At 31.5% G+C, this 24,638-nt stretch carries 27 protein-coding genes; 13 read left to right on the plus strand and 14 right to left on the minus strand.

From position 1 onward, the window contains the following. The first annotated feature begins 1 nt into the window (after position 1). Both LQ675_RS11490 and LQ675_RS11495 read left to right on the plus strand, forming a co-directional pair. Positions 2 to 928, plus strand: coding sequence for a manganese-dependent inorganic pyrophosphatase (locus LQ675_RS11490; RefSeq protein ID WP_107601897.1), 927 nt, complete (start codon positions 2 to 4; stop codon positions 926 to 928). Between the two features lie 21 nt (positions 929 to 949). After that, positions 950 to 1,225 carry a GNAT family N-acetyltransferase gene (locus LQ675_RS11495; protein WP_107601898.1) on the plus strand — a complete coding sequence of 92 codons (276 nt, stop codon included), beginning with the start codon at positions 950 to 952 and terminating at the stop codon, positions 1,223 to 1,225. 42 nt (positions 1,226 to 1,267) lie between these two features. Here LQ675_RS11495 and LQ675_RS11500 read toward each other — a convergent pair whose 3' ends face one another. Together LQ675_RS11500 and LQ675_RS11505 are read right to left on the minus strand one after the other, a co-directional pair. Then, the gene (locus LQ675_RS11500; protein ID WP_048540636.1) at positions 1,268 to 1,570 is read right to left on the minus strand and encodes a hypothetical protein; all 303 of its coding nucleotides are present in this window, start codon (positions 1,568 to 1,570) and stop codon (positions 1,268 to 1,270) included. Further along, positions 1,563 to 2,537 carry a Gfo/Idh/MocA family protein gene (locus tag LQ675_RS11505; RefSeq protein WP_107601899.1) on the minus strand — a complete coding sequence of 325 codons (975 nt, stop codon included), beginning with the start codon at positions 2,535 to 2,537 and terminating at the stop codon, positions 1,563 to 1,565. Before LQ675_RS11505 ends, LQ675_RS11500 begins: the two co-directional genes overlap by 8 nt. Before the next feature lie 117 nt (positions 2,538 to 2,654). Here LQ675_RS11505 and LQ675_RS11510 point away from each other — a divergent pair, with 117 nt between their 5' ends. Beyond that, entirely contained in the window at positions 2,655 to 4,031 is a 1,377-nt protein-coding gene (locus tag LQ675_RS11510) for an aldehyde dehydrogenase (protein ID WP_107601900.1), read from the plus strand. Positions 4,032 to 4,127: 96 nt separating this feature from the next. Here LQ675_RS11510 and LQ675_RS11515 read toward each other — a convergent pair whose 3' ends face one another. From LQ675_RS11515 to pglS, 4 genes are all read right to left on the minus strand, one after another. Next, the gene (locus LQ675_RS11515; RefSeq protein WP_048540633.1) at positions 4,128 to 4,886 is read right to left on the minus strand and encodes an ABC transporter permease; all 759 of its coding nucleotides are present in this window, start codon (positions 4,884 to 4,886) and stop codon (positions 4,128 to 4,130) included. Continuing rightward, on the minus strand, positions 4,883 to 5,608 hold the full coding sequence (locus tag LQ675_RS11520) for an ABC transporter ATP-binding protein (protein ID WP_080964662.1): 726 nt from the start codon (positions 5,606 to 5,608) through the stop codon (positions 4,883 to 4,885). Before LQ675_RS11520 ends, LQ675_RS11515 begins: the two co-directional genes overlap by 4 nt. Before the next feature lie 138 nt (positions 5,609 to 5,746). Next, positions 5,747 to 6,523 carry a carbon-nitrogen family hydrolase gene (locus LQ675_RS11525; RefSeq protein ID WP_048540631.1) on the minus strand — a complete coding sequence of 259 codons (777 nt, stop codon included), beginning with the start codon at positions 6,521 to 6,523 and terminating at the stop codon, positions 5,747 to 5,749. Positions 6,524 to 6,539: 16 nt separating this feature from the next. Further along, positions 6,540 to 7,574, minus strand: coding sequence for a 6-phosphogluconolactonase (gene pglS / locus LQ675_RS11530; RefSeq protein ID WP_239728126.1), 1,035 nt, complete (start codon positions 7,572 to 7,574; stop codon positions 6,540 to 6,542). Between the two features lie 475 nt (positions 7,575 to 8,049). On the opposite strand from pglS, the gene LQ675_RS11535 reads away from it, so the two are divergent. Genes LQ675_RS11535 through agrA form a run of 4 tightly spaced genes read left to right on the plus strand, consistent with a single transcriptional unit; the run spans position 8,050 to position 10,821 of the window. Beyond that, complete coding sequence (locus LQ675_RS11535) at positions 8,050 to 8,625, plus strand: accessory gene regulator AgrB (RefSeq protein WP_048540629.1); 576 nt, start codon at positions 8,050 to 8,052, stop codon at positions 8,623 to 8,625. Beyond that, a complete protein-coding gene (agrD, locus tag LQ675_RS11540; protein WP_107565491.1) occupies positions 8,622 to 8,762 on the plus strand; it encodes a cyclic lactone autoinducer peptide AgrD in 141 nt (46 codons plus the stop codon). Before LQ675_RS11535 ends, agrD begins: the two co-directional genes overlap by 4 nt. A gap of 29 nt (positions 8,763 to 8,791) precedes the next feature. Next, on the plus strand, positions 8,792 to 10,108 hold the full coding sequence (agrC, locus tag LQ675_RS11545) for a quorum-sensing sensor histidine kinase AgrC (protein WP_049320426.1): 1,317 nt from the start codon (positions 8,792 to 8,794) through the stop codon (positions 10,106 to 10,108). Beyond that, entirely contained in the window at positions 10,105 to 10,821 is a 717-nt protein-coding gene (gene agrA / locus LQ675_RS11550; protein ID WP_048540627.1) for a quorum-sensing response regulator AgrA, read from the plus strand. Before agrC ends, agrA begins: the two co-directional genes overlap by 4 nt. Before the next feature lie 59 nt (positions 10,822 to 10,880). Here the strand turns inward: agrA and LQ675_RS11555 are convergent, their stop codons facing one another. Beyond that, positions 10,881 to 11,099, minus strand: a complete 219-nt coding sequence (locus LQ675_RS11555; protein ID WP_025905095.1) for a hypothetical protein — start codon at positions 11,097 to 11,099, stop codon at positions 10,881 to 10,883. Between the two features lie 242 nt (positions 11,100 to 11,341). On the opposite strand from LQ675_RS11555, the gene LQ675_RS11560 reads away from it, so the two are divergent. Beyond that, positions 11,342 to 12,277 carry an LPXTG cell wall anchor domain-containing protein gene (locus LQ675_RS11560; protein ID WP_048540626.1) on the plus strand — a complete coding sequence of 312 codons (936 nt, stop codon included), beginning with the start codon at positions 11,342 to 11,344 and terminating at the stop codon, positions 12,275 to 12,277. Here the strand turns inward: LQ675_RS11560 and LQ675_RS11565 are convergent. Next, positions 12,267 to 12,839 (minus strand): hypothetical protein, encoded by a 573-nt coding sequence (locus LQ675_RS11565; protein WP_048540625.1) that lies wholly within the window; start codon positions 12,837 to 12,839, stop codon positions 12,267 to 12,269. The two genes, LQ675_RS11560 and LQ675_RS11565, sit on opposite strands and share 11 nt — an antisense overlap. Positions 12,840 to 12,910: 71 nt before the next feature. After that, positions 12,911 to 13,096 (minus strand): hypothetical protein, encoded by a 186-nt coding sequence (locus tag LQ675_RS11570; RefSeq protein ID WP_370622766.1) that lies wholly within the window; start codon positions 13,094 to 13,096, stop codon positions 12,911 to 12,913. A 227-nt stretch (positions 13,097 to 13,323) separates the two neighbouring features. On the opposite strand from LQ675_RS11570, the gene LQ675_RS11575 reads away from it, so the two are divergent. Both LQ675_RS11575 and LQ675_RS11580 read left to right on the plus strand, forming a co-directional pair. Then, positions 13,324 to 14,295 (plus strand): bile acid:sodium symporter family protein, encoded by a 972-nt coding sequence (locus tag LQ675_RS11575; protein WP_075578465.1) that lies wholly within the window; start codon positions 13,324 to 13,326, stop codon positions 14,293 to 14,295. Positions 14,296 to 14,628: 333 nt separating this feature from the next. Further along, positions 14,629 to 15,666, plus strand: a complete 1,038-nt coding sequence (locus LQ675_RS11580) for a C45 family autoproteolytic acyltransferase/hydrolase (RefSeq protein WP_088592242.1) — start codon at positions 14,629 to 14,631, stop codon at positions 15,664 to 15,666. 43 nt (positions 15,667 to 15,709) lie between these two features. Here the strand turns inward: LQ675_RS11580 and LQ675_RS11585 are convergent, their stop codons facing one another. After that, positions 15,710 to 16,549: a DUF4097 family beta strand repeat-containing protein gene (locus LQ675_RS11585; RefSeq protein ID WP_048540622.1), complete on the minus strand. Its 840-nt coding sequence runs from the start codon at positions 16,547 to 16,549 to the stop codon at positions 15,710 to 15,712. Continuing rightward, a complete protein-coding gene (locus LQ675_RS11590; RefSeq protein WP_048540621.1) occupies positions 16,546 to 17,094 on the minus strand; it encodes an HAAS signaling domain-containing protein in 549 nt (182 codons plus the stop codon). The genes LQ675_RS11585 and LQ675_RS11590 overlap by 4 nt, the downstream gene beginning before the upstream one ends. A gap of 154 nt (positions 17,095 to 17,248) precedes the next feature. On the opposite strand from LQ675_RS11590, the gene LQ675_RS11595 reads away from it, so the two are divergent. The 3 genes from LQ675_RS11595 to LQ675_RS11605 all read left to right on the plus strand — a co-directional run bounded on the left by LQ675_RS11595 (position 17,249) and on the right by LQ675_RS11605 (position 20,832). Next, complete coding sequence (locus LQ675_RS11595) at positions 17,249 to 18,286, plus strand: S66 family peptidase (protein WP_088592241.1); 1,038 nt, start codon at positions 17,249 to 17,251, stop codon at positions 18,284 to 18,286. 81 nt (positions 18,287 to 18,367) lie between these two features. Continuing rightward, positions 18,368 to 18,919, plus strand: coding sequence for a thioredoxin family protein (locus LQ675_RS11600; protein ID WP_107601901.1), 552 nt, complete (start codon positions 18,368 to 18,370; stop codon positions 18,917 to 18,919). A 674-nt stretch (positions 18,920 to 19,593) separates the two neighbouring features. Continuing rightward, on the plus strand, positions 19,594 to 20,832 hold the full coding sequence (locus LQ675_RS11605; protein WP_107601902.1) for an L-lactate MFS transporter: 1,239 nt from the start codon (positions 19,594 to 19,596) through the stop codon (positions 20,830 to 20,832). A gap of 81 nt (positions 20,833 to 20,913) precedes the next feature. Here LQ675_RS11605 and LQ675_RS11610 read toward each other — a convergent pair whose 3' ends face one another. From LQ675_RS11610 to LQ675_RS11620, 3 genes are read right to left on the minus strand one after another with little or no spacing between them, the layout of a single operon-like run. Next, positions 20,914 to 22,272, minus strand: coding sequence for a gluconate:H+ symporter (locus LQ675_RS11610; protein WP_048540617.1), 1,359 nt, complete (start codon positions 22,270 to 22,272; stop codon positions 20,914 to 20,916). 12 nt (positions 22,273 to 22,284) lie between these two features. Beyond that, on the minus strand, positions 22,285 to 23,820 hold the full coding sequence (gene gntK / locus LQ675_RS11615; protein WP_107601903.1) for a gluconokinase: 1,536 nt from the start codon (positions 23,818 to 23,820) through the stop codon (positions 22,285 to 22,287). 9 nt (positions 23,821 to 23,829) lie between these two features. Then, positions 23,830 to 24,537 (minus strand): GntR family transcriptional regulator, encoded by a 708-nt coding sequence (locus tag LQ675_RS11620; RefSeq protein WP_048540615.1) that lies wholly within the window; start codon positions 24,535 to 24,537, stop codon positions 23,830 to 23,832. Positions 24,538 to 24,638 lie beyond the last annotated feature (101 nt).

Raw genomic sequence — 24,638 nt, forward strand, 5'->3', positions numbered from 1 at the left:
ATTGGTAAACACATTTATATTTGGACATAAGAATCCTGACACAGATACAATTGCTTCAGCATTGGTAATGGAAGATTTACAAAAAGAACTTGGAAATGACGTTCAAGCTGCAAGACTTGGAGACGTTTCTGATGAAACACAATTTGCGTTGGATTATTTCAAAGTTCAAGCACCTGCATTATTAGAAACACCTTTAAAAGACAAAAACGTTATTTTAGTCGATCACAATGAATTCCAACAAAGTGCAGATGATATTACAGATGCTACAATTACAATGGTTGTTGATCACCACCGTATCAGCAATTTTGAAACAGCAGCTCCATTATATTACAGAGCTGAACCAGTTGGTTGTACGACAACAATCCTAAAAAAAATGTACGAAGAAAAAGGTATTGAAATTAAACCTGAAATTGCTGGTCTTATGATTTCAGCTATTATTTCTGATACATTACTATTTAAATCACCAACATGCACAGAACAAGATAAACAATCTTGTGAAGCATTAGCTAAAATTGCCAATGTTGATTTAAATGAATATGGTTTAGAAATGTTAAAAGCAGGAGCTTCAGTAAAGGGTAAATCACCTGAATTCCTTTTAAATATGGATGCTAAATCATTCAACATGGGTGATAAAGTTGTACGTATTGCACAAGTTAATACTGTTGATGTAAACGAAGTTCTTGAAATTCAAGAAGACGTTGAAAATGAAATCAACGCAATTATTGCTAAAGAACAATATGACTTATTTGTATTTGTTATTACAGATATCTTAAACAGTGACTCAACTGCTATTGCTTTAGGTAAAGAACAACAAGTCGTAACAAAAGCGTTCAACACTGAATTAAATGGAAATGTCGCTGTATTACCTGGCGTTGTTTCTCGTAAGAAACAAGTCGTTCCACCTATTGATGAATTATTAGGTAAATAATTTATAAGGAGTGTGCTTTAAATGGAAATCAAACAAGGTACAAACAAATTTTATGTAGGCAATTCTGAGAATGATTTTGAAGCAGAAATCACGTATCAAGACTTAGATGGCAAGACACTTGTAGTCGATCATACTTTTGTAGATCCTTCACTACGAGGACAAGGTATTGCTAGAAAATTGGTTGATGTTGTTATTGAAAAAGCAAGATTTGAAGAGAAAGTAATTGATCCAGTTTGTCCGTACGTTAAAGATGTTATGACTAAAGATGAAAGCACACACGATGTATTAAAAAAATAATCAAAAAGTCCTGACGAAATGATATCATTTCGTCAGGACTTTTTATATTTCTGTACTTTCTAATAACCGTTTAAGCAATGATTTATATTGAGGCTTTGCCTTTTCTTCTGTGCACGTATTCATAGGTGGATATTTTAAATCTTGAGCATCTTTATATGTTACTTCATCAATATAATTTGATGCTTTTTCGTAATCATAACAACTCGGAAATGCATACTTATGATTAAAGTGATCAACGACCACTCTTGATGTGGAAGATGGATTTTGTTTAAATGGTATAAATGCCACGACGAGTAGTAAAACGATAATAATCACAGCTGTAATGATGAAGTACTTTTTAGACATTAAATTGAACTCCAATTTGATGTCTAATTTCATCTAATACTTTAATCGTTTCTAATGATCTTTGATGTGTATTAATAGATGACTCGACCTTATGATTCTGTACACAATTAATGAATTCAATTATTTCATCTTTCATCGTTAACGGTGAATCATTATTATATTCTTTCTGTAATACCCCTTCTCTATTAAATACTTTAATATTTGAAGGAGCACTTATTTTATCAATTAATACATAACCATTTTCCCCTACTATTTCTGAAGGGCTGGGGCGGTCACATATTTTTGAATAACTAATCGTTGCTTGGAAAGTATGATAATCCAATATTGCATTACCTTGTCCATCGGCTCCAGTATCTAATTTAAAACCATTTGCTTTAATACTTTGTGGCATACCAAACAAATGTATCATCGGAGCTACTGCATAAACACCTAAGTCCATTAAAGCGCCATTCCCTAACTCAGGTTTAAAAGCATTTTCTATGATACCTTTTTTATAGTTATCATATCTTGAAGAATATTGATGATAATGAAAATCAGCATATCTAATTTCTCCAATATCAATAAGATCATTTGTAAATTCTACAAATGGCGGTAATAATGTTGATTTCATCGCTTCCATAACAGTGACATTATATTCATAAGCAAGTTTAGATAATGCTTCATATTGTTCTTGAACAATTGTCGCTGGCTTTTCGATCAAGACGTGTTTTTTATTTTTAATCGCTAATTCTGCTTGTTCAAAATGAAACGCATTAGGTGATGCGATATATACCGCTTCAAAATTAGGTGATTGACAAAATAACTCTAAATCTGTGAACGTTTCAGTAAGTTGATGTTTCTCCTTATAATAGTCTGCTCTTTCTTCAGTTCGCGAATAGACAGCGTAAGGTTCAAACGCTTCAACTTCTAAACCATTCTCTATAAATTTATCACTTATCCAATTGGTACCTATAAATCCAAATCTCATATTATTTCACCTTTTCGTTATTTTTTTAAAAATAAAAATTTCATAAATAAACACTTCGCTTTTAATTATAACTATTGTTAAAATATAAACAATAGAAGTATAAAGGAGACATCCATATTGATTATCGCGACTCAATTCGAAAACTTACAATCACTTTTTGATAGTGATGTAACAAAAGATATTAAATTCAGAAAAAAACAGTTAAGAGCACTAAGAAAATCTATTAAAACAAATGAAAGTGCCTTAATTTCAGCATTGCAACAAGATTTAGGCAAAAATTCTGTTGAATCTTATGCTACTGAAATTGGTTACATTTACAAAAGTATCTCTTTCATGCTAAAAGAAGTCAAGAGTTTAGCAAGTAAAAGAAACGTGAATACACCTGTATTTTTATTTCCAGGTAAAAGTTATACAATTAACGAACCATATGGCACAGTCTTAATCATCGGTCCGTTCAATTATCCGTTTCAACTTGTTATAGAACCTTTAATTGGTGCTATTGCTGCTGGAAATTGTGCTGTTATCAAACCTTCAGAACTTACACCAAATGTTAGTGTTGTAATAGAAAAAATTATACAAGAAGCATTTAATCCTTCATATGTATCTTGTATAACTGGCGACCAAACTGTAACTGAAGAACTGTTAACTTACCCATTCGACTTTATATTCTTTACTGGCTCTACTAAAGTTGGACAAATTGTGTACGAACAAGCTAGTAAACAACTTATCCCGGTAGCACTTGAATTAGGTGGAAAGAGTCCAGCAATTGTTGATAAGACTGCAAATATTAAAGTAGCAGCAGAAAGAATAGCATTTGGTAAATTTATTAATGCCGGTCAAACATGTGTCGCGCCAGATTATGTCATCATCGACGCATCGATTAAACAACAATTCATTAAAGCGATTCAAACAACTATTCGAGAGTTTTATACGTCAACAGCACAAAATAGTGAAGATTATGGCCGTATCGTAAATGAACGTCATACAGATCGATTAGTGAATTTACTTAATCAAACTAATGGAGACATTGTCTACGGAGGTAGCTCGGACAGAGATAACCGATATATAGAACCGACTATTGTCGATAATGTTAAATTTGATGATATTCTAATGGAAGACGAAATTTTTGGTCCAATATTACCTATTATGACGTATGAAGCATTCGGTGATGCCATTCAATTTATAAAAAATAAACCAAAGCCACTATCACTATATTTATTTAGTGAAGACGAAAATCATACTGATGAAGTCGTAAGAAGAATATCATTCGGTGGCGGTTGTATCAATGATACACTTTTACATTTAGGTAACCATAACTTACCATTTGGTGGTGTCGGTCATTCAGGAATTGGTAAATATCATGGCAAAGCTTCATTTGAACTCTTTAGCAATGAAAAGAGCATCATGTTTAAAACAACCAAACTAGAAACTGGCGTCCTTTTCCCACCTTATAAAGGAAAAGCTAAATACGTAAGAGCCATGTTTAAAAAGTAATACAGAAGTGTTACTGAGAGCCACACAATTAAATTTAAGCATATAAAATAAGCATATGGTATAGACATTCATTTACGTCTTAACCACATGCTTATTTTATTTATACTGACTTTCAATGAGTTGCTGCTTTTTATTAAATAAAGTTGGATATGACAAGAAGCCTAATATTACACTCGTCATTGTAGCACTTGTTAATAACATAAATACGATTAATATTTGAAAGAGTACCGCTTCAATTGGATCTGCGCCACCAATGATTTGACCACTCATCATACCTGGTAATTGCACAAGGCCAATTGTCTTTTGTTGTTCTATAGTTGGTATAACACTAGACTGTATAGAAGTGATCAGTTGCTTATGTATTGCTTGTTTAGGTGTACCTCCCAAACATAGAACAAGCTCTATCACATTTTCATTTTGTTTAACTTCTGACATAAATCTATTTAAGAACAAGATACTTAATACCATCGCATTACCAACAATCATGCCACTTATTGGTATGATGTATTGTGCTGTTGGTGGCGTAATTTTAAACCCTAATAAGATACCTTGTGTAATGACTTCTATTGCTACAAAAGCCAGTAATAATTTCCATGTGATGCCTGGTATTTCCAAACCTTTTTTTCGCGCATTTTGTGTTGCCGCACCTATTATAAGCATGACCATTAAAATGATAAAAATATGGCTTTCTTGATCAAATATAAATTGTAAAATATACCCTACTATTAACAGTTGAACAAATGATCGAATAGCTGCAATTAAAGTATCTTTCTCTAATCCTAGATTAAAACTTTTCGAAATTACTATTGGAATAATAATAAAAACAAACATTAACACGATTGATGTTATACTCATATTAATTTTTCTCCTATAAAGCTTCTGACGTTTGGTTGTTCTGAATTTTTAACATTTTCAACTGTATCAGCTAGTTCAACTTCTCCATTGATCATAACCCATATGTAATCGCTCATTCTAAAGGCTTGGTTAATATCATGTGTAATCCATATCATCGTAACTTCGTGTTCTTTAATAATTTTTTGCAATAGTTGTTCAATTGCACGTTTAGAGTTTCTATCTAATGCCGATGTCACTTCATCTAGCAATATCACTTTAGGTTTATTAACAAGTGATCGGGCTAGAGATAACTTTTGTTTTTCTCCACCTGATAATTCTTTACTATTTTTATTCAAAAAAGTTTCTGGTAAATCGACTATTTTCAAATAATATTTCGCTTCTTCATCTGTCATTTTTTTATTTTGTAGTATTAATGGCAGTTCTAAATTATCTCTTACAGTTCCTTTAATCATCGTTGCTTCTTGAGAAACTAACTGAACTTTTCTTCTAAGTTCCATTGGATTATATGTTTCAATAGATTGTTGATCAATGAATATTTCGCCACTTGTACTAGACTTTAATAAATTAATTAAAGAGAGCAGTGTTGATTTCCCTGCACCTGATGGCCCAATTATAGAAGTAAGTTTACCTTTATAAATGGCACCTGTAACACCTTTTAAAATTAGTGACCGTTCTATTTCATATTCTACATTTTTAAATTGGACTGCTACACTACTTTCCAAATAAATCATCTCCATGCCTTAACTATTTTCTGTCTTATAATTGATTTTATACTTTTTCTACAAATGTTCAATATGACATTTGTAAGATAATAAGAGACTGGAATATCATATAATATCCCAGTCTCTAACTACATCTACCTAATATAAATCTGTTCTTAAACTATTGAAAATAGGAATGGCTTCACGAATTTTTTCTTGCGAATCAAAGTCTATATCAACGATTAATGTATCTTCTTCATAGTATAAACTATCAATTAATGTGCCATCTGGTGCATATGCTAAACTGTGCCCACCAAACTCATTTTCATCACAAGTACCCACACTATTACAAGCAATAATATACACTTGGTTCTCAATTGCTCTAGCACGTAATAATACTTTCCAATGATCAATTCTTGATTTCGGCCATTGTGCCGGAACAAAAATTACTTTTGCATCTTCTAAAGCTAATGAACGTGTTAATTCTGGGAATCTTAAATCATAACAAATAATCGTTCCCATCTCTATTTCATCTAACTCATATACAGTTGATTTCTTACTACCTGAAGTTAAGAAATGATGTTCATTAAACATTGGCACAAGATGTGCTTTGTCGTAAGTATTAATACACTTTCCTTCGTTATTGACGACAATTGTTCGATTATAAATTTCATTTCCCTTTTTGTATGCAATTGAACCAGCCACAATATGTTTATGGATTTCTTTTGCTTTTCGCTCTATGAAAGGTAAAATTCTTTGACCGTCTTCATCAGCAAGTTCGGTTAACTCATTTAATCGATAAGAAGTGTTCCACATTTCAGGTAACACTGCTATGTCAATTTCATCATCTAATTCATCTAACCATTGATTAATTTTTTCGATATTTTTTTCTGGCTCTCCAGGTATTACATGCATCTGATATAGTGCTATTTTCAACGTTCATCACCTACCATTATATAAATTGAACACAAACGCCTTCTGCAGCTTTTTGTTCGTTCTCTATTTCTGTCAGCTTACCAGTTTCTTTATTTCGACTAAATAATACTAAATTATATGAATGTTCATGTGCAACAACTATAAACGAATCACTTGGTGTAATATTTAAATCTCTTGGCCATGTTCCACCACTCGTTACAATTTCAACCAATTCAACATTTGCACCATCACCTAATATTTTATAAACAGCTATACTATTATGTCCTCTATTAGAAACATAAATAAACTGTCCATCATGACTTAATCTAACAGCAGCAACTTGTGAGTTTAAATCAAAGTCTTCTGGAATCGTTAATAGTGCTGGACTGATTGTTGCAAATACACCATTTTTATATGATAACACTTGAATCGTATTACTAAGTTCATTCACTAAGTATGCGTATATGCCACTTGGATGAAACGCAATATGTCTTGGACCGCTTCCAGCTTGAACTTCTAATGTTTCATATAATTCCAATCCTTCATCAGAGAATTTAAATGTTCTAATTACATCTGCACCTAAATCAACTGTAACGATATAATCTAAGTCTGGCGTTTGTTCTGCAAAGTGAATATGACTACCTTCTTGTCTTGCTTCATTTGGTCCATGACCTTCACCTTTATATACATCTATTAACTCAATAATTTCGCCATTTTCAGCGTTTAATTTATAAAGTCTTACATAACCACTTCCATAAACAGCTTCAAATAAATATTGACCATCTTCAGAAACTGAAATATAACAACCCGTTCCTTCTTGTGAAGCTAAGCAATCGTTTATATATGTTAAACTACCATCTTCATTGATATTAAAACTTGCAACACCACAATCATCGCCATCTCTTTTAATCGCATATAAAAATTGACCATGTTGTGTTAAATATGTAGATGCTTCAACTCCGTAACCAACTTCAACCTTCTCGATTGTTTGATCATTCTCATCAACATCAAAACGATAAATCCCTTTTCCATCTTTCTTCGTATAACTACCAATATAACCTTTCGTTTTCATAAAATTAAATTCCTCCCTAATTTGTTCTTTAATATCATTCTACATGAAAACGCTCAATAACTATAATAAAAACGCATACCCAATGGTACACGTTAAAATATTTATTATATGAATAACCACGTATCAAACACAGCAGATATTTAAGTAAACAACCCATTAAAAAGTTCCACTAACCAATTAAAAATACTACAAATAGCATTGACGATATCGCCTGCCATAAAGGATCCTCCTTTATATTTAAACTTTTTAATTTATCATAAAAAATTAAATATTCACTAAATATATTATAGTATTTCAATAATAGAATTTTATATTTTCCCTAAGTCGTTAATTTAAGTTCTTAACTGCATTAAAATTATGTTAAAATACAAATATATTATAAATTCAAACAGTTAGGCATTGAAATAATACAGTTAGGCAAAAGAAGTAAAATGTAAATCAATATGTTCTATAATCATAATGAAGGAGGGGCGCTATGTATCAACCTGTCCAAACACAAATAGATAAAATTGCTGCAAGTCTTCAAAATTCAAATAATCTAGATCATGTTAGTTATTTAAAGGTAAAGTATGGACTAGAAGTATTTGTAGGGAATATGATGAAGACCATAGTTATATACGGCGCTGCCCTTCTATGCCATATATTTTTATACACACTTATTGTACATCTTAGTTATTTTGCCATTCGATATTTCGCGTTTGGCGCGCACGCTAAGTCCACTTTTCTATGTACGATACAAAGCCTAATCATGTTTGTCGTTGCACCACTCATAATCATAAATACCAACATACCCTACTGGCCATTCTTAGCCATAGCGTTAGTCGGTTATCTTATCATTATAAAGTACGCACCAATGCAAACAAAGAAACACCCAATATTAGGCAAATGGAAAAAAGGACTTAAACTAAGATCAATCCTAGCAGCAACAATTTTGATAGTATTAACTTTATTCCTTAAAGAACCCTATCAACAATTAATATGTTTAGGATTAATCTTTGAAGCAGTATCACTATTACCTATATTTTACAAAGAGGAGGAAACATTATCATGAATTTATTATCTAGCCTATTTTCAAAATCAGTATCAAATATCCTTTCAGCAATTGGTGAAAAAGCGGTAATTAGAGGTTGTAACGTATTCTTAGATGAAACAGAAGTACCACAAGAACTATTAAACGAAAAACAATAAGTAATATATAATTTGGGAAGTGTAAGTATATGGCACAATTATCAATTACAGAGACTATTATATATGGTTTGTTTCAAACATCATTATTTGTAGTTCTATTAGCACTAACTCAAAACTATCGATATTCAAAAAGGGATTATGTCATCCTATTATTAGGGTACATGATCCCTTCTCTTGCTTTATATTTTATAGTTGGTGTAGCATCTATAATATTTGTTATAACTTTTTTGGGAGTCTTTTTCTACTTTAAATTTAGAATATTTGGGATTATAAATACTTTACTGGTAATAATCATTTCAGTAGTTTCAGATTATTTATCATCCTTATTAATTAGACTCATCTTTAACATAGAACCTTCTGCTATATCAACACATGTATTTTATTTTGTCTTTCATTTTATAATCTCAGTATCAATAGCGATTATAATAAGACAATTAATGAATAGACTTAAATTAAGTTATTTATATAACAACCGTATCTACCTACTATTGTTAGCAGCGTTTTTAGGTCTTTCTTTTACGGTGTTCTACGTATACATGCCAAAGTCTTACAATACTGAAAAAGAGTTTGAATTCCAAACTTTATTTTATGTGATCTATGTATGTGTTGCTGCTATTTTTATTATTTTAATTTCTTTCACAGTTATTAGAGAGATGGCATTGCAACGTACGAAGAAAGAAATCAATCAGTATTATAAGTATACTTTGCAGATTGAGCAGATTAATAATGAGATGCGTAAGTTTCGTCATGATTATGTAAATATTTTAGCGACTTTATCTGAATATATTAGAGAAGATGATATGGACGGTTTGAGAACATACTTTGACCAAAATATTGCACATCTTCATGATGATATGAAATTAAATGCGATAAAAATTAATGGTCTTCAAAATTTACATGTTAGAGAAATTAAGGGATTATTAACAACGAAAATTATTCAATCTCAGGAACAGAATATCAATATTAGTGTTGAGATTACTGAACAGATTGATCATATAAATATGAACATTGTTGAATTAAGTAGATGTATCGGCATCATTATGGATAATGCAATTGAGGCTTCTGAGTTTGTTGATAATCCAACGATTCAAATTGCATTTATTAAAAATGAGAAATCGATTTTACTTGTATTCATGAATAAATGTTCAAAAGATACGCCTAAGGTACATAAACTATTTGAAAATCATTATTCTACTAAAGGTCGTAAGCGTGGTATTGGGTTAACTACGTTGAAAGAAATCACTGAGAAAACAGACCATGTTTTCTTAGATACTTTTATTAATAATCAATACTTTATTCAAAAGCTTGAAATTTTAAATGATAGCAATGAGGAAGTGATTCAATGAAAATTATCATTTGTGAAGATGACCCCAAACAATTAGAGCGCATGCAGACGATTATCAATAATTATATTATGATTGAAGAAAAAGAAATGTCTATTGAACTTGCAACACGTGATCCATATGAGTTGTTGGATCACGTTAAATCTTCAAATGATATAGGTTGTTACTTTTTAGATATTCAATTAGACGCTGATATTAATGGTATTACATTGGCAAGTGAGATACGTAAGTATGACCCTATTGGTAATATTGTTTTTGTCACAAGTCACAGTGAACTGACTTATTTAACATTTGTTTATAAAGTTGCTGCAATGGATTTTATTTTTAAGGATGATCCAGATCAACTGAAGACAAGAGTGTTAGATTGTTTAGACACTGCATACATAAGATTAGGTATGCTTTCAAAAAATACAAACGTTGAAAAGATAGAATTAACGAGAGGTAGCAATTCTGTCTATGTTCAGTATGATGATGTTATGTTCTTTGAGTCATCATCAAAATCACATCGACTAATAGCACATCTAGACAATAGACAAATTGAGTTCTATGGAAGTTTAAAAGATTTATCTAATTTAGATGACCGCTTCTTTAGATGCCATAACAGTTATGTCATTAATCGTAATAATGTTGATACTATTAACACGAAAGATCGTGCAGTATATTTTAGTAATGGTGAGCATTGTTATGCATCTGTACGAAATATTAAAAAAATATAAACAAAACAGCGTACATGATTTATTTCAAATGTACGCTGTTTTTATTAATTATTCACATTTTATTCGTGGTTTATAGCATTTCTAAATGATTCAATATCTTCTATGTAATATTTCACTTCGCCGCATTGTAAACATACTGCTGCTTTTGGTATTGCAATCGCTTTGTTTAAAATATCTTCATTTTCTTCTTCTTTTATTAATCTAACATCAACTAGAGTGCCTGGAACATTCGTACGAAGATCATCTACCATTTCTTGATTACAACTTGCACATTTCATATAAGACATCCCCTTTTAGATTATGCTCGTTCTGATTATATTTTACTCTTTTATTTTATCACTTGCAAAAAGATTCAAGCACCCATTCTCAAAAATTTTGAATGATATATATATAGGAAGATTTTAGTTGTGTTAAAAATTTTATATAAAATACATAAAATAATAGTGGAATATCTATAGTGTTTATGGCATAATGATATCAGATGATCATCTAATTATTTAAGAGATGAAAGGAGGTCAATATGAAACCTTTCCCAATCTTTTTATTTAGTATTGTATGTATGGTCGCTACATCATTCAATACGTCACGAACTGCACACGCTAATAATGATATGACACCTATTGGCTTTCAATTTTATGCTTCTGATAATACCCCGATATCAAATGAAACTTTCCAATTACATTTAGACCAAGAAGTTAAATCTTTAACAACTAAATCTGATGGTTTAGCATTTATAGAAATTCCTAATAAGAATATTAAGCCTCACTACACTTTAACCACTTCAAATAATCAAATTTTTACTGTTGAACCTAACAAGTTATATAGATTGACTTCTTCTAGCAATAACCAACGCAATATAACGAATACAAATAATCAATCCATTTCAATTAATGTACTTTCAAAAACCTATCACCCTTTAAATAATGTGGAAGTTAAACTCATTGCAGATAACCAAGAACTTTCTGGCATAACAGATCAAAACGGTAATACTACAATCAATATACCCACTACATTTCTTAAGTCTACTAAATTTAATGTGAAGATTAACGGCATAGATAGCCATTCAACGATTACACTAGGAGAGGATAAATATTATACATTTAATTCTGACGATAAGACTACTTCAACTTTTGAGCAAAATACAAATCAACATACTCAAATAGATCAAGTACAACAAAGTCAAAGTCAAATTACAGATAATCCGAATTCTAATCAAATTCCAAGTCAAAATCAGACATACCAAATATCAGTCATTAAAGACTCTTTAATTCCAAACCCTAATAAACTTACTAACGATTACACTAATAAAGAAAAAAAGACCAAATCAGAAACATCAAAGCTTCCTGAAACTGGTCAAAGTTCAAAACATTACTTAAATTATTTAATAAGTGCATTACTCATATGTATTGCATCAATTCTATTTTTTATATTCAAAAAGAAGCGGTCTAAACAATAGCATTGTATTTTGAAATGATTTTACCGTCTTCAATTATAATTGGTTTACCGAGATGGTTAATACTATTAATATGTTCGAAGTACTTTTCACCTACGATTTGAAACATCAATTGGGACAACAACGCATTTGAACAATATGTTCGATTAGCATCCCAACTTTCAAATCTATATAATCTTTTTAACAAATTGCAGAAGCCTATATGAGATCCTAATATTATCCACGCATCTGGTTCATACTTCATAAATTTATCCACATACTTTTTAGAAGAACCAACATGATTCTTCCAAATGACGATATTAACATATACTTCAGATTTTTTTCGTTCGTACCACATATACTCTATGATAGCTTTTAAATGAAATGCTGTATTAATCATCTCTTTTTCATTACTCGTTCCAATTGTAATCGATTTTAAAAATGGTTGGTCATATTCAATGCTTTCAAGTATGGCATATAATTCATCTTTGCTCGGTACTTTGAGATTATGAGATAAAGCTTTTAATTGATGACACTTGTCATTTTCTAGTCTTGGGGATATTAAAACATTACGCTCATATCGCAAATATAAACCCTCCTAATTTTTAAATATAAAAAAGGGAGCAATCACAGAAATATTGTGATTGCTCCTTTATTTTAATTATTAGATTCGATTTCAGATACAATTTCTTTTGTTTTTTGTTCTAATTCTTCAAAGTCTTTTTTAAATACAAATGCTAAGACAGCAATACCTGCCCCAACAGCAACTGTTGTTATAGCAATTAAGATGAAAAAGAATTTGAATATCCCTTTAATACAATCCATTGAAGTCACCTCATTCATCATTTTCTACCTCTTTCATCATAACATAATATTTAAAATACATAAAAGATATTATCCTTTTCTAAGTGAGATATTATCGATATATAGATATTTTAGTATAATTTCACTTCATATATGTATCATTTCATCATTAATATGCAAAATAAATAATTAAATCAAATAAAGTATTGAAAAAATTTTGTATTATTGTTAATATTCTGATTATTATTTAATTGGAAGGTGTATATATGAGTAATATTAAGAAATTCAGTCAGTTTATCAATAAAACATTTGTATTTTGGATGCTTTTGGCAGCAGTGTTAGGCTTTAGCTTCCCAAATATCATTGCTCAAATAGCACCTTACATTCCTTATTTATTAGGAATTGTAATGTTTGGAATGGGCATGACTATTTCTACAAATGATTTTAAAGAAGTATTTAAATCTCCTAAAAGTGTGTTAATTGGTGTTATTCTTCAATATACTGTAATGCCTGTTACTGCATATTTAATCGCTAAAGGTCTTAATTTAAGTCCTGACGTAGCATTAGGTGTTATCTTAGTAGGTTGTTGTCCTGGTGGAACTGCATCAAATGTTATTAGCTATCTAGCTAAAGCAAATACTGCGTTATCCGTTTCTATCACAACTGTGTCTACATTATTAGCACCTATTGTTACACCTAGTTTAATATATTTATTCGCAAGAGAATGGTTACAAGTATCATTTGCATCTATGTTTATATCAGTAGTTCAAGTTGTATTGATCCCAATTATATTAGGTTTTATCGTCCAAAGATTCTTTAAACCGGTAGCTGAAAAATCTATTGATATTTTACCTATTATTTCGGTAGTATCTATTTCACTTATTCTTGCAAGCGTTGTTGCAGGTAATAAAGCGCAAATCATTGAAACTGGTCTTATTATGTTTGGTGTTGTCTTACTTCACAATGTAAGTGGTTTAACAATCGGTTACTTATTAGCTAAATTATTCAAACTTAACCGACCAGATAAACGCGCCATTTCTATAGAGGTTGGTATGCAAAATTCCGGACTAGCTGTGTCACTCGCAACAGCACATTTCAACCCCCTATCCGCTGTTCCAGGTGCAATATTCAGCTTTATCCACTTAATTACTGGACCTACAATTGCTATTATATGGTCTAACCAAACTAAAAAGACTAACAAAGCGCAGTCTTATACAACATCAACAGATCAAATATAAATATTAAGGAGCAAGAGACATTAAATTGTCTCTTGCTCCTTTATTTCAAAAATATATATTCTAGCTGTTCTATAAGCGTCATTTAATAGATTATCTTCTATACCATTCTTGCCATATTTTCTTTACGTAAATATATCCTTGATTCCACATTTTACATACCCCCTTCTCACATAATCAGTGAGATAATTGGTAATTCAAATATAACATGGTAATAAATTACATAGGTTAAGCGATTATTACAATCTCTTTAACATCATATTTCCAATTATATGAGAGGATTTACGTGACAAAGTACATAAGTTCAATCAAAATAAATATAAGAGGAGTGATACTGTGCAAAATGTTAAGATGCAAACATTAGAATTTAGAGGTAACCATTATGATTATGGTGTTGCCCAAGCAGAATGGTTAAAGTCTACTAAAATGTTGCAAAATAGAGAAAAAGAATGGCGAATTAGAAGACCCCGCTTCGATATTAATATAGATGAAACAAAAAATATATATCAAAAATTCGCACCAAAAATTTGGGACGAACTAATGGGTATTCAAGATACATTAAAATTTCCGTTAGAAACAATCTTGTTAAACTATGGTCATTATAGAGTATATGCTAAAGATAGTGGTTGTTCCATCTTCTTAGGAGAAGATTATATGGTTAGAAACTATGATTATAGTCCTGCTACATATGATGGAAGATTTAGTCTATTCCAACCTACAGATGGTGGATATGCACAAATCGGCCCTACTTCCAGAGTAACAGGCAGAATGGATGGCATGAATGAACATGGTTTAGCGATGGGCTATAATTTTATGCATCGTAAAAAACCTGGTGATGGATTTGTTTGCTATATGATTGGAAGATTGATCTTAGAAACATGTAAAGATATCGATGATGCTGTTAGACTATTAAATGAAATTCCTCACCGTAGCTCTTTTAGCTATATTTTAATGGATAAAACAAACAAGAGAATTACTGTAGAAGCGACACCTAGAGAAGTTGTTACTAAACAAAACAATTTATGTACTAATCATTTTGAAATATTAAGTCATGAGAATCGAAATTATATTAAAGAGTCTGTCGAAAGATATAATCGAATCGACCAAATCACAAATGACGAAATGTCTTTAGAAGATGCTTTTCGATATTTTAATGATCCTCAGTATGAAATATACAGCAAGTTATTCAAAAGTTGGTCGGGTACGATACATACATCAGCATACATACCTAGCCAATTAAAAATGAAAATTGCACTTGGTGAAAATGGCACCATACATACATTTAATTTCAAAGAATGGTTAGATGGTAAATCCATTACCCTCCCAACAATAACAGGTCAGATTGATTCAGACATTCTATTTGCTAGTGAGTGAATGAAAATAGGCTGAGACTTAGAAGTCTCAGCCTATTTCTATATTATTTTATATAAATATCTCCGTTATCTGTATAACTTTCAATAACGTGTTTCCCTTTCCCTACTTTTTCGCCATTAAATGCTTTATTTTCAATTTTTGTATTGCCTGATTCAGATTGTAGTTGTAACAAAGTATTCTTAGGTGGATTCATATAAGAAATTGAAATATCTCCGTCTTCTGTTGATGATTTAATATCGCATTCATTTTTAAGTTGGCTAATATTAATATTACCAAGAGATGTAATCATTTCACTATTGACGAGACTACTTTTATCGACAGATATATTACCTGTTTTGATTTCACCTGTAAACTCCGTTAAATCCGAATGTTTAACTTTAACGCTTCCTAAGTCTGTCATCGCTTTAGCATGTTTCAAGTTTACATTTTGATAAACAATGTCACCTGTGTCCGTTATCATATTACTATTGTTACTTTTAGCATCACGAACTGAAATGTTTCCTGTATTCGTTGTAATGTTAAATGATTCGTAATTTTTAGGTGGCAAAGTGATTACTAAGTGATTAATGGTTTTTCTAAATGGAATAAAGTTGGCATTAAATTTGTATTTATTTTCTCTCTCCGTAAAATGCAATAAATTATTTTCTATGCTCGCATTAACGTCTTGATTACCGTTATATTTAATACCTAAATATTTCCCTTTCTTAACTTCAACATTTGTATTTTGCCCATTCACGATAACTTGTTCAACTTGGTTGTTTTTATATATTTTTTCATATGTTTCTTGCTTTTCATATTTATTATTAACCGTGAACCATAGTATCGTTCCTAAAATGCCAAAAATTAAGAAGATGCCTAGACCAGATAAAAATAACTTCTTCATGATTCAGCACGCCCCTTAACGAGTTTCACACACCATCTTAAATATTTTAAGATACCTTTGTAACTCACTTCTATTAATTTAAGCCCTGCTACTAACAACATAAGTCCTAATCCTAAGAAAGAGATTGAAAAAATGATATTTGTAATATCTACCCAATAAAAACCGTGAACAAATACATTGATCACACTAACGATAGGACCTAACATCATTAAAGCGCCGATTACGACTACGATGAGAAGTAAAAAGGCAATGATAAGAAATGGAATAATAATAAAAAATATATTAAAAAAGCTCAACCCTAATGTCGCTAAAATTGCTTGAAATACATTCTTAAAATTGGGTGATAGCTCAGCATCATGAATGGCACTTGTTGCGTATATTTTCTTGGCAATTGCTTTAGGTTCACCAAGTTCTTGTATCAAACTTTGTTCATCTTCTGATTCAAAAAATTTCGTTTCATATTCGTACATTATTTTATCTCGCTCTACTTTAGGCAGTCGAGATAATTCATCCTCAAGGTAATTAAGGAAGGTTATTTTATCCATAGAAATACCCCTTATATTCTGAAGTTAACCTTACATTATTCATTATTTTACCATTCTTTTTACAAACAAACTTATATTATCATTTGAATTATTTGATTTCAAGTTATACCCATATGCTATACTAATTTCAACATAGAAATAAGGGGGTAATGATGTGAAAGAATTAATTAAACCGAGTAAGCTTTCTAAAGGTGACACTGTAGCAATTGTCTCTCCTTCATCAGGTTTAGCTGGTGAAAAAGACATATTATGGAGAACTGAAATTGGTATACAAAGATTAAAAGATGAGTTCGGATTAAATGTCAAAGTCATGCCACACGCATTAAAAGGCGCTGACTTCACATATAATCATCCAGAAAAACGAGTAGAAGATTTACATCAAGCACTACAAGATCCAGAAGTTAAAGCCATTATCTGTACACTAGGTGGAGATGATTCTGTACGATTATGGCCATACATAGACTTAAATATTATTAAAGATAATCCTAAAATTTTCAGTGGCTATTCTGACACGACCGCACTTCATTTCATGTTTTATCAAGCAGGTGTTTCTAGCTTCTACGGGCCATTGTTATTAACTGATTTTGCAGAGAATGTTCAAATGGATGACTACACTGTTCAATCGATCAATCAAACGTGGTTCCAAAATGGTGTTGTTGGTAATGTACCTACTTCACCACAAATTAGAAAATACGGTTTACAGTGGGATGAAAAGAACAAAAGTATCAATCGAGAATCTTTTGATAATAACGGATATGAAATTCTAAATGGTTCTGGCAAAGCTACAGGACATCTTATTGGCGGTTGTATGGAATTATTCCATTCATTAAAAGCAACTGATGTGTTCCCTAATAAAGATGTCTTTGATGGTGCTATTCTTTTCATTGAGACTGCTGAAGTTCATGCTCCACCATGGTTGATGGAAGATTATGTTCGCGCATTTGGTTCTATGGGTATTTTTGATAGAATTAATGGCGTTATTATCGGAAGACCTCAAGACGATGTATATTATGAAGAATATAAAGAAGTTTGGGTTAAAATGTTAAAAGAGTGGCATCAAGAAGATATGCCTGTTTTTTATAATGCTAGTTTTGGACATAATGAACCAAAATGCATTATTCCATACGGTGTACAAGCTGAATTAAATGTTGATAATAAGACATTTACAATAATCGATAATGCTGTAGATTAATTATTCATTTTAAAGTATTGTACTTTGCGAAATATTTCAGAATTGTTATAATATTAAGTATATAAAAGGGGGATTTTTATAATGACAAAGTTAGCTACATACTATGAACAGGCACAACCCATTAAAGAATATGTTAATGAGATGACCACAAATAAAGAGCAATTACTAGATATTTATCAATCTTTCCAATTACCTAAAAATGACGAACGATTAGATAAAATTAAAGATAAAAATTATAAAGTACTTGTTATTACTGAAGATTGGTGTGGAGATGCAATGATGAACATACCTGTTCTATTAAACATTGCTGATTACGCTAATATTGAAGTGAAAGCTTTCCATCGTGATGAAGATACTAATTTAATCGATCAATACTTAACAAATGGTACTGCTCGCTCTATACCTATTTTTGTATTTTTAAATGAAAAGCATGAACAAGAACATGTTTGGGGACCAAGAGCAATCAGCGTCCAAAAATTTGTAGAAAATATTCGTAAAGATTTACCAAGTAAAGACGATCCAACATATGCTGAAAAAGAAAAAGAAGTACATCATAGCATCCATGAAACTTATCAAAATAAAACAGAATTTTGGGATGACATATATGAATCAATCGTTAGTTCAATCTCATAATCAGACGTACAAAGGCTCGGACATTCAGTCCGAGCCTTATTTATGTATATGTGCCCCTATTCAACTTAGGAGAATTTCTCGCCATCCCCATGGCTACTAATATAACTATACTTCAAATCATTAAAAACAGAAAATTCATGTTATCAAAGTTAACATCTAAATTTGGGCATGTGAAAAGCGCTCGTCCGGGAATTAACGAGCGCTTTTCGGGGAAGGGTTATTAATTAAGGAAACATGTATTTTTATAAAGCCGGGAAACTTTATAAAAATATCTTGAATCATTTTATGATCCATTTCAACGTTACAATTACAGATAACTATCAAAACACGTTCTACACAAAGTCATTTACAATCATGAAAAAACATATACGAAATAGTTTTGAGGAATTGAATGGATTGTGCTTCGTGTTGTGTTATCTATGACTAAAGTATATCAGTGAGATAGGAATTTTTGTTGATTCATTCTTAACTCAAATATTTCATTTCTTAAGTGTATTTTACAACTATTTTTTTAACAGTTAGGCATGCCTAACTGTTAAAAAGACGATTAAATCAACATGCAATAAAGCTGCCTAACTGTTGAATAATGACACTTTTCAAAATTTTGATTGCTGAATATTCTGAATTTAGCTATAATGACATCAATTGGACACAATTACTATAGGGGGAATATGATGAACAAGAAAATTAAAAACAGGTGGCTCATTGCTGTTGCAGCTGTTGGAATACATATTTCAATAGGATCTGTTTATTCATGGAGTGTATTTACGAAACATATTCAAAATGATTTAGGTTTTACATTAAGTGAAGTATCAAGAATATTTAGTATTGCAATATTGTTTTTAGGGCTTTCTGCAGCTTTTATGGGACATTTCGTTGAGAAATTTGGTCCACGTTTATCCGGACTCGTTTCTACGATATTTTTCATCTCAGGATTGTTACTTTCTAGTTATGCGATTTCCGTCGAGAGCTTGCCCTTACTTTACTTAGGATATGGTGTGTTATCAGGTATTGGGCTTGGTATTGGATATATTGCACCTGTATCTACATTAGTAAAATGGTTCCCCGATAAGCGTGGTATGGCTACAGGATTAGCAATTATGGGATTTGGATTCGCATCAATGATTGCCAGTCCAGTTATAGAATTTCTCATTACACATTTTAATCTTGTATCGACTTTTATTATTTTAGCAGTCGTGTATTGTATTATCATGCTGATCTCTAGTTTATATTTAGAAAGACCACCAGAATATTATAGACCTAATAGTTTTAATCCTCAAAAGGATAAAAAGAAAAAGCCAGACTTAGTTCAAATATCTGCCAATGAGGCCGTTAGAACTAAAAGGTTTTATTATTTATGGTTAATGCTCTTTATCAATGTTACTTGTGGTATAGCGATTTTATCGGTAGCAAGTCCAATGGCACAAGAAATTGTAAACTTAACACCTGCCAAAGCCGCGACAATGGTTGGTATTATCGGTGTGTTTAATGGACTTGGACGACTCATTTGGGCAAGTATTTCTGATTTTATTGGCAGAACAAATGTCTATACAATTTTCTTTGTCATTCAAATCGCATTATTCTTATGGTTACCAATCGTTGATAGTCCAATGCTGTTTCAAATTATTCTATTCATCATCATCTCTTGTTATGGCGGTGGTTTCGCTTCTATCCCCGCTTATATCGGTGATATATTTGGTACGAAACAACTCGGTGCCATACATGGCTATATATTAACGGCATGGGCAGCAGCTGGATTGGTTGGACCTTTTATATCAGCAACTGTCAGAGAAGTTACACAAAGTTACATGGCAACGTTATATATTTTCGCAGCATTCTTTGTCTTAGCTTTAGCGATTTCATTCCTAATTAGAGTAGATATAAAAAGAATTAAAGAAATGCAAGCACAGTAACATCAAATAAAATCACATAACAAAACCTCCAAATCTTTAAATAAACAGATTTGGAGGTTTTAATATTCATATTTAAATATTTTAAACAAATAGACTTATAAATAGTATAAAGATAATACCTGAAACTGAGATAACTGTTTCAAGAAGCGTCCATGATAAGAATGTTTCTTTCATTGTTAAACCGAAATATTCTTTAAACATCCAGAAACCTGCATCATTCACGTGTGACGCGATTACACTACCAGCACCAGTTGCTAATACGACTAATGCTAAATTAGCATCTGATGATTCTAATAATGGCATAACAATACCAACTGTTGATATCGCAGCAACTGTAGCAGAACCTAATGCTAATCTTAGTACTGCTGCAACAATCCAAGCTAATAATATTGGAGACATTGCAGTATCTGTAAATAGTGACTCAACTGTTTTACCTACGCCACCATCAATTAATATTTGCTTAAATGCTCCACCGCCACCGATGATTAAGAGCATCATACCGATTGGATAAATGGCATTTGTTAATGTATCCATAACTTCTGTAACTTTATATCCTCGTTTAAGTCCCATTGAGTAAATAGCAAATAATACAGAAATTAACATTGCAGTACCCGCTTCACCAATAAAACTAATAAAACCTAAAATACCTTGTGGGTTTTCTGGTGAACCTGTTAATAAATCTACAATAGTAGAAATAAGCATAATGAATACAGGTAATAAAGCTGTTAAAGCAGAAATTCCGAAGCTAGGTGTTTCGTCTATATTGAATGTTTTTTGTTTACCTAATGAAGCTAAGTCACCTGACTTAGTAAATGCTTCTGGAATTGCTTTTTTCGCAAATTTTGTAAAAATAGGACCTGCAATAATCGTTACTGGTATTGCAACAATAAAGCCGAATAGTAATACTTGACCAATATCTGCACCAAATTCTTTAGCGATCATGACTGGACCTGGGTGAGGTGGTAAAAATCCATGCGTAACAGATAATGCAGCTGTCATTGGAATACCTAAGTATAATGTTGAAACTTTAGACTCTTTAGCAATTGTAAAGACAATCGGAATTAATAATACTAACCCTACTTCGAAGAATAATGCTATACCAATAATAAATGATGCTGTTACAACTGCCCATTGAATGCGTTTTTGACCAAATTTATTAATCAATGTATGTGCAATTCTAGTTGCACCGCCTCCGTCTGCTAGTAACTTACCTAACATAGCTCCGAGACCAAATATTAAAGCAATGTGACCGAGTGTAGATCCCATTCCTGTTTCAATTGTACCAATGACTTTGCTTAGTGGCATACCAAGCATAATACCTGTTAACATAGCCGTGATAATCAGAGATACAAATGTGTTAAGTTTTAGCCACATAATTAAACCTAATAATATAACAATTGCAAGTGCTACAATTAATAATGGTGCAATTTCTGAAAACATATAAACATCTCCTTATGAATGTGTTGATTGAAATTCTGAAATTAAATCGTATTCTTCTTTTAATTTACGACTTAAATTGATGTAAATTGGGATTAACGATTGGTAAATATCGACATTCTCTTGGTTAGGTTCATGTTGATATGTTTTACCGACCATTTCGCTTAAAACTTCAAAATCCTCTATCTCCCCAATAGCTTTTAATCCTAATATACAAGCACCTAAACAAGAACTTTCGTAACTTTCTGGTACTTCAACGGAAGTATCAAATATATCTGCCATCATTTGGCGCCATACTTCACTTTTAGCAAATCCACCTGTTGCTTTAATTTGTTCAGGTGCTTTATCCATCACTTCTATTAAAGCGAGATATACTGTATATAAATTAAGTAGAACACCTTCTAACGCAGCACGTATCATATGTTCTTTTTTATGAGACAGTGTCAAACCAAAGTAACTACCTCTTGCATTCGCATTCCAAAGTGGCGCCCTTTCACCAGCTAAATATGGATGGAATAACAAACCATTTGCCCCAGGTTTTACTCTACTTGCAATCTTAGTTAAGACATCATATGAATCAACGCCAAGTCTTTTAGCTGTTTCAACTTCACTTGCTAACAATTCATCTCTTAACCATCTTAGAACGACACCACCGTTATTCACCGGTCCTCCGATGCAATAATGATCTTCTGTTAATACGTAACAGAATATTCTACCTTTATCATCTGTCTTTGGTTTATCAATAATTGTTCTAATAGCACCGCTCGTTCCAATCGTTACAGCTACTTCTCCTTCACGATAGCTATTAACACCTAAATTGGACAATACGCCATCTGAAGCGCCGATTACTATCGGTGTATCTTCATTGATGCCCATAATATCAGCATAATTCTTTTTAACTTGTTTCATAATATGTGTTGTTGACACTAATTCAGGTAATTGTGTTTCACTAATTTCAAGCAAGGATAAGACATCTTTATCCCAATTTAATGTATTCAAATTCATCATACCTGTCGCTGAACCAATTGAGTGGTCCATAACGTAAGTTTCAAATAATTGATAGAATACATAAGTCTTAATATCTATCCATTTCTCAGTATTCTTGAATATATCAGCATGTTCATGTTTTAACCAATAAATTTTTGATAATGGAGACATTGGATGAATCGGTGTACCAGTTCTTTTATATATTTCTAATCCGTTATGTTCATTATTTATCTTATCTGCGTATTCACTTGCTCTATTATCTGCCCAAGTGATACATTCCGTTAATGGCTGATTATTTTTATCCATTGCTATCAAGCTGTGCATGGCACTACTGAAACTTAATAATTTGATTTCTTCTGGCTTAGCGCCAACTTCTCTAATCACTTTTTTTACTGTAAATAGTACAGCGTCGAATATTTCTGCAGGACTTTCTTCTGCAACGCCAATCTCATGGGTCGTCATTGGATATTCTATATTATGTTTTTTCAAAAAGTTCCCTTCGCTATCATAAATAACAGCTTTAGTACTCGTTGTACCAATATCTACACCAATCATATATTTCATTACAAAATCCTACTTTCTATCTATATTAGTTTGAGAATTCCACAAGACATCAATTTGTTCATCAACGTCATCGAAATTTAAATGAAATGCTTCTTTCATTTTATTTCTATCTTTATTTTCAATCGCTTCAATATATACTTTATGGTTATGAATGACTCTTTTGAAATCTTCTGGTTCATTATGCATTCTTTTTCTCATTGAAATCAAAACTAAACATTCCATAACTGGCGTTAAATTGTGCCATATCATTTCAATGTATTGATGGTGAATAGCAGTGATCATTGATTCATGAAATAGTAAATCCAATCTCGTGAATTCATCTGCATCTTCAAATTCAACAGCTACAGTCATCATTTTTAATATTTTATTCAGCTGTTTAATCACTTCATCATTATTTTCAACTAGTAATCTTTCAAATACAAATGACTCTAACATCAACCTAATGTCATATATTTCTTTTTGGTTTGCTTTAGATAAACCCATAACAACTGCTCCCATACGCTCTAAAGATATAAGTCCATCTTGTTGCAGGAGTTTAAGTGCATCTCTTACTGGCGATCGACTCACTTCAAATTGTTGAGCAATTTTATTTTCACTTAACTTATCGCCTTCTTCTATAATCTTACTTATAATTGCTAGCCTAAGTTCACTCGCTACTTGCTCTCCCGTTGAACGATGCTTTAACCATTCGCTTGGATAATGATAATGATGTTTCATAAAATACCTCCAAACTTCGTATACTTGTATACAAGTTATTGTAAACGTTTTCGAATTATTTGTAAACGGTTACTGCTTATTTTTTAAAATACAAAAAAAAG

Source organism: Mammaliicoccus sp. D-M19, from assembly GCF_022386695.1.
In the GTDB taxonomy this organism is placed as follows: Bacteria; Bacillota; Bacilli; order Staphylococcales; family Staphylococcaceae; genus Mammaliicoccus; species Mammaliicoccus sciuri.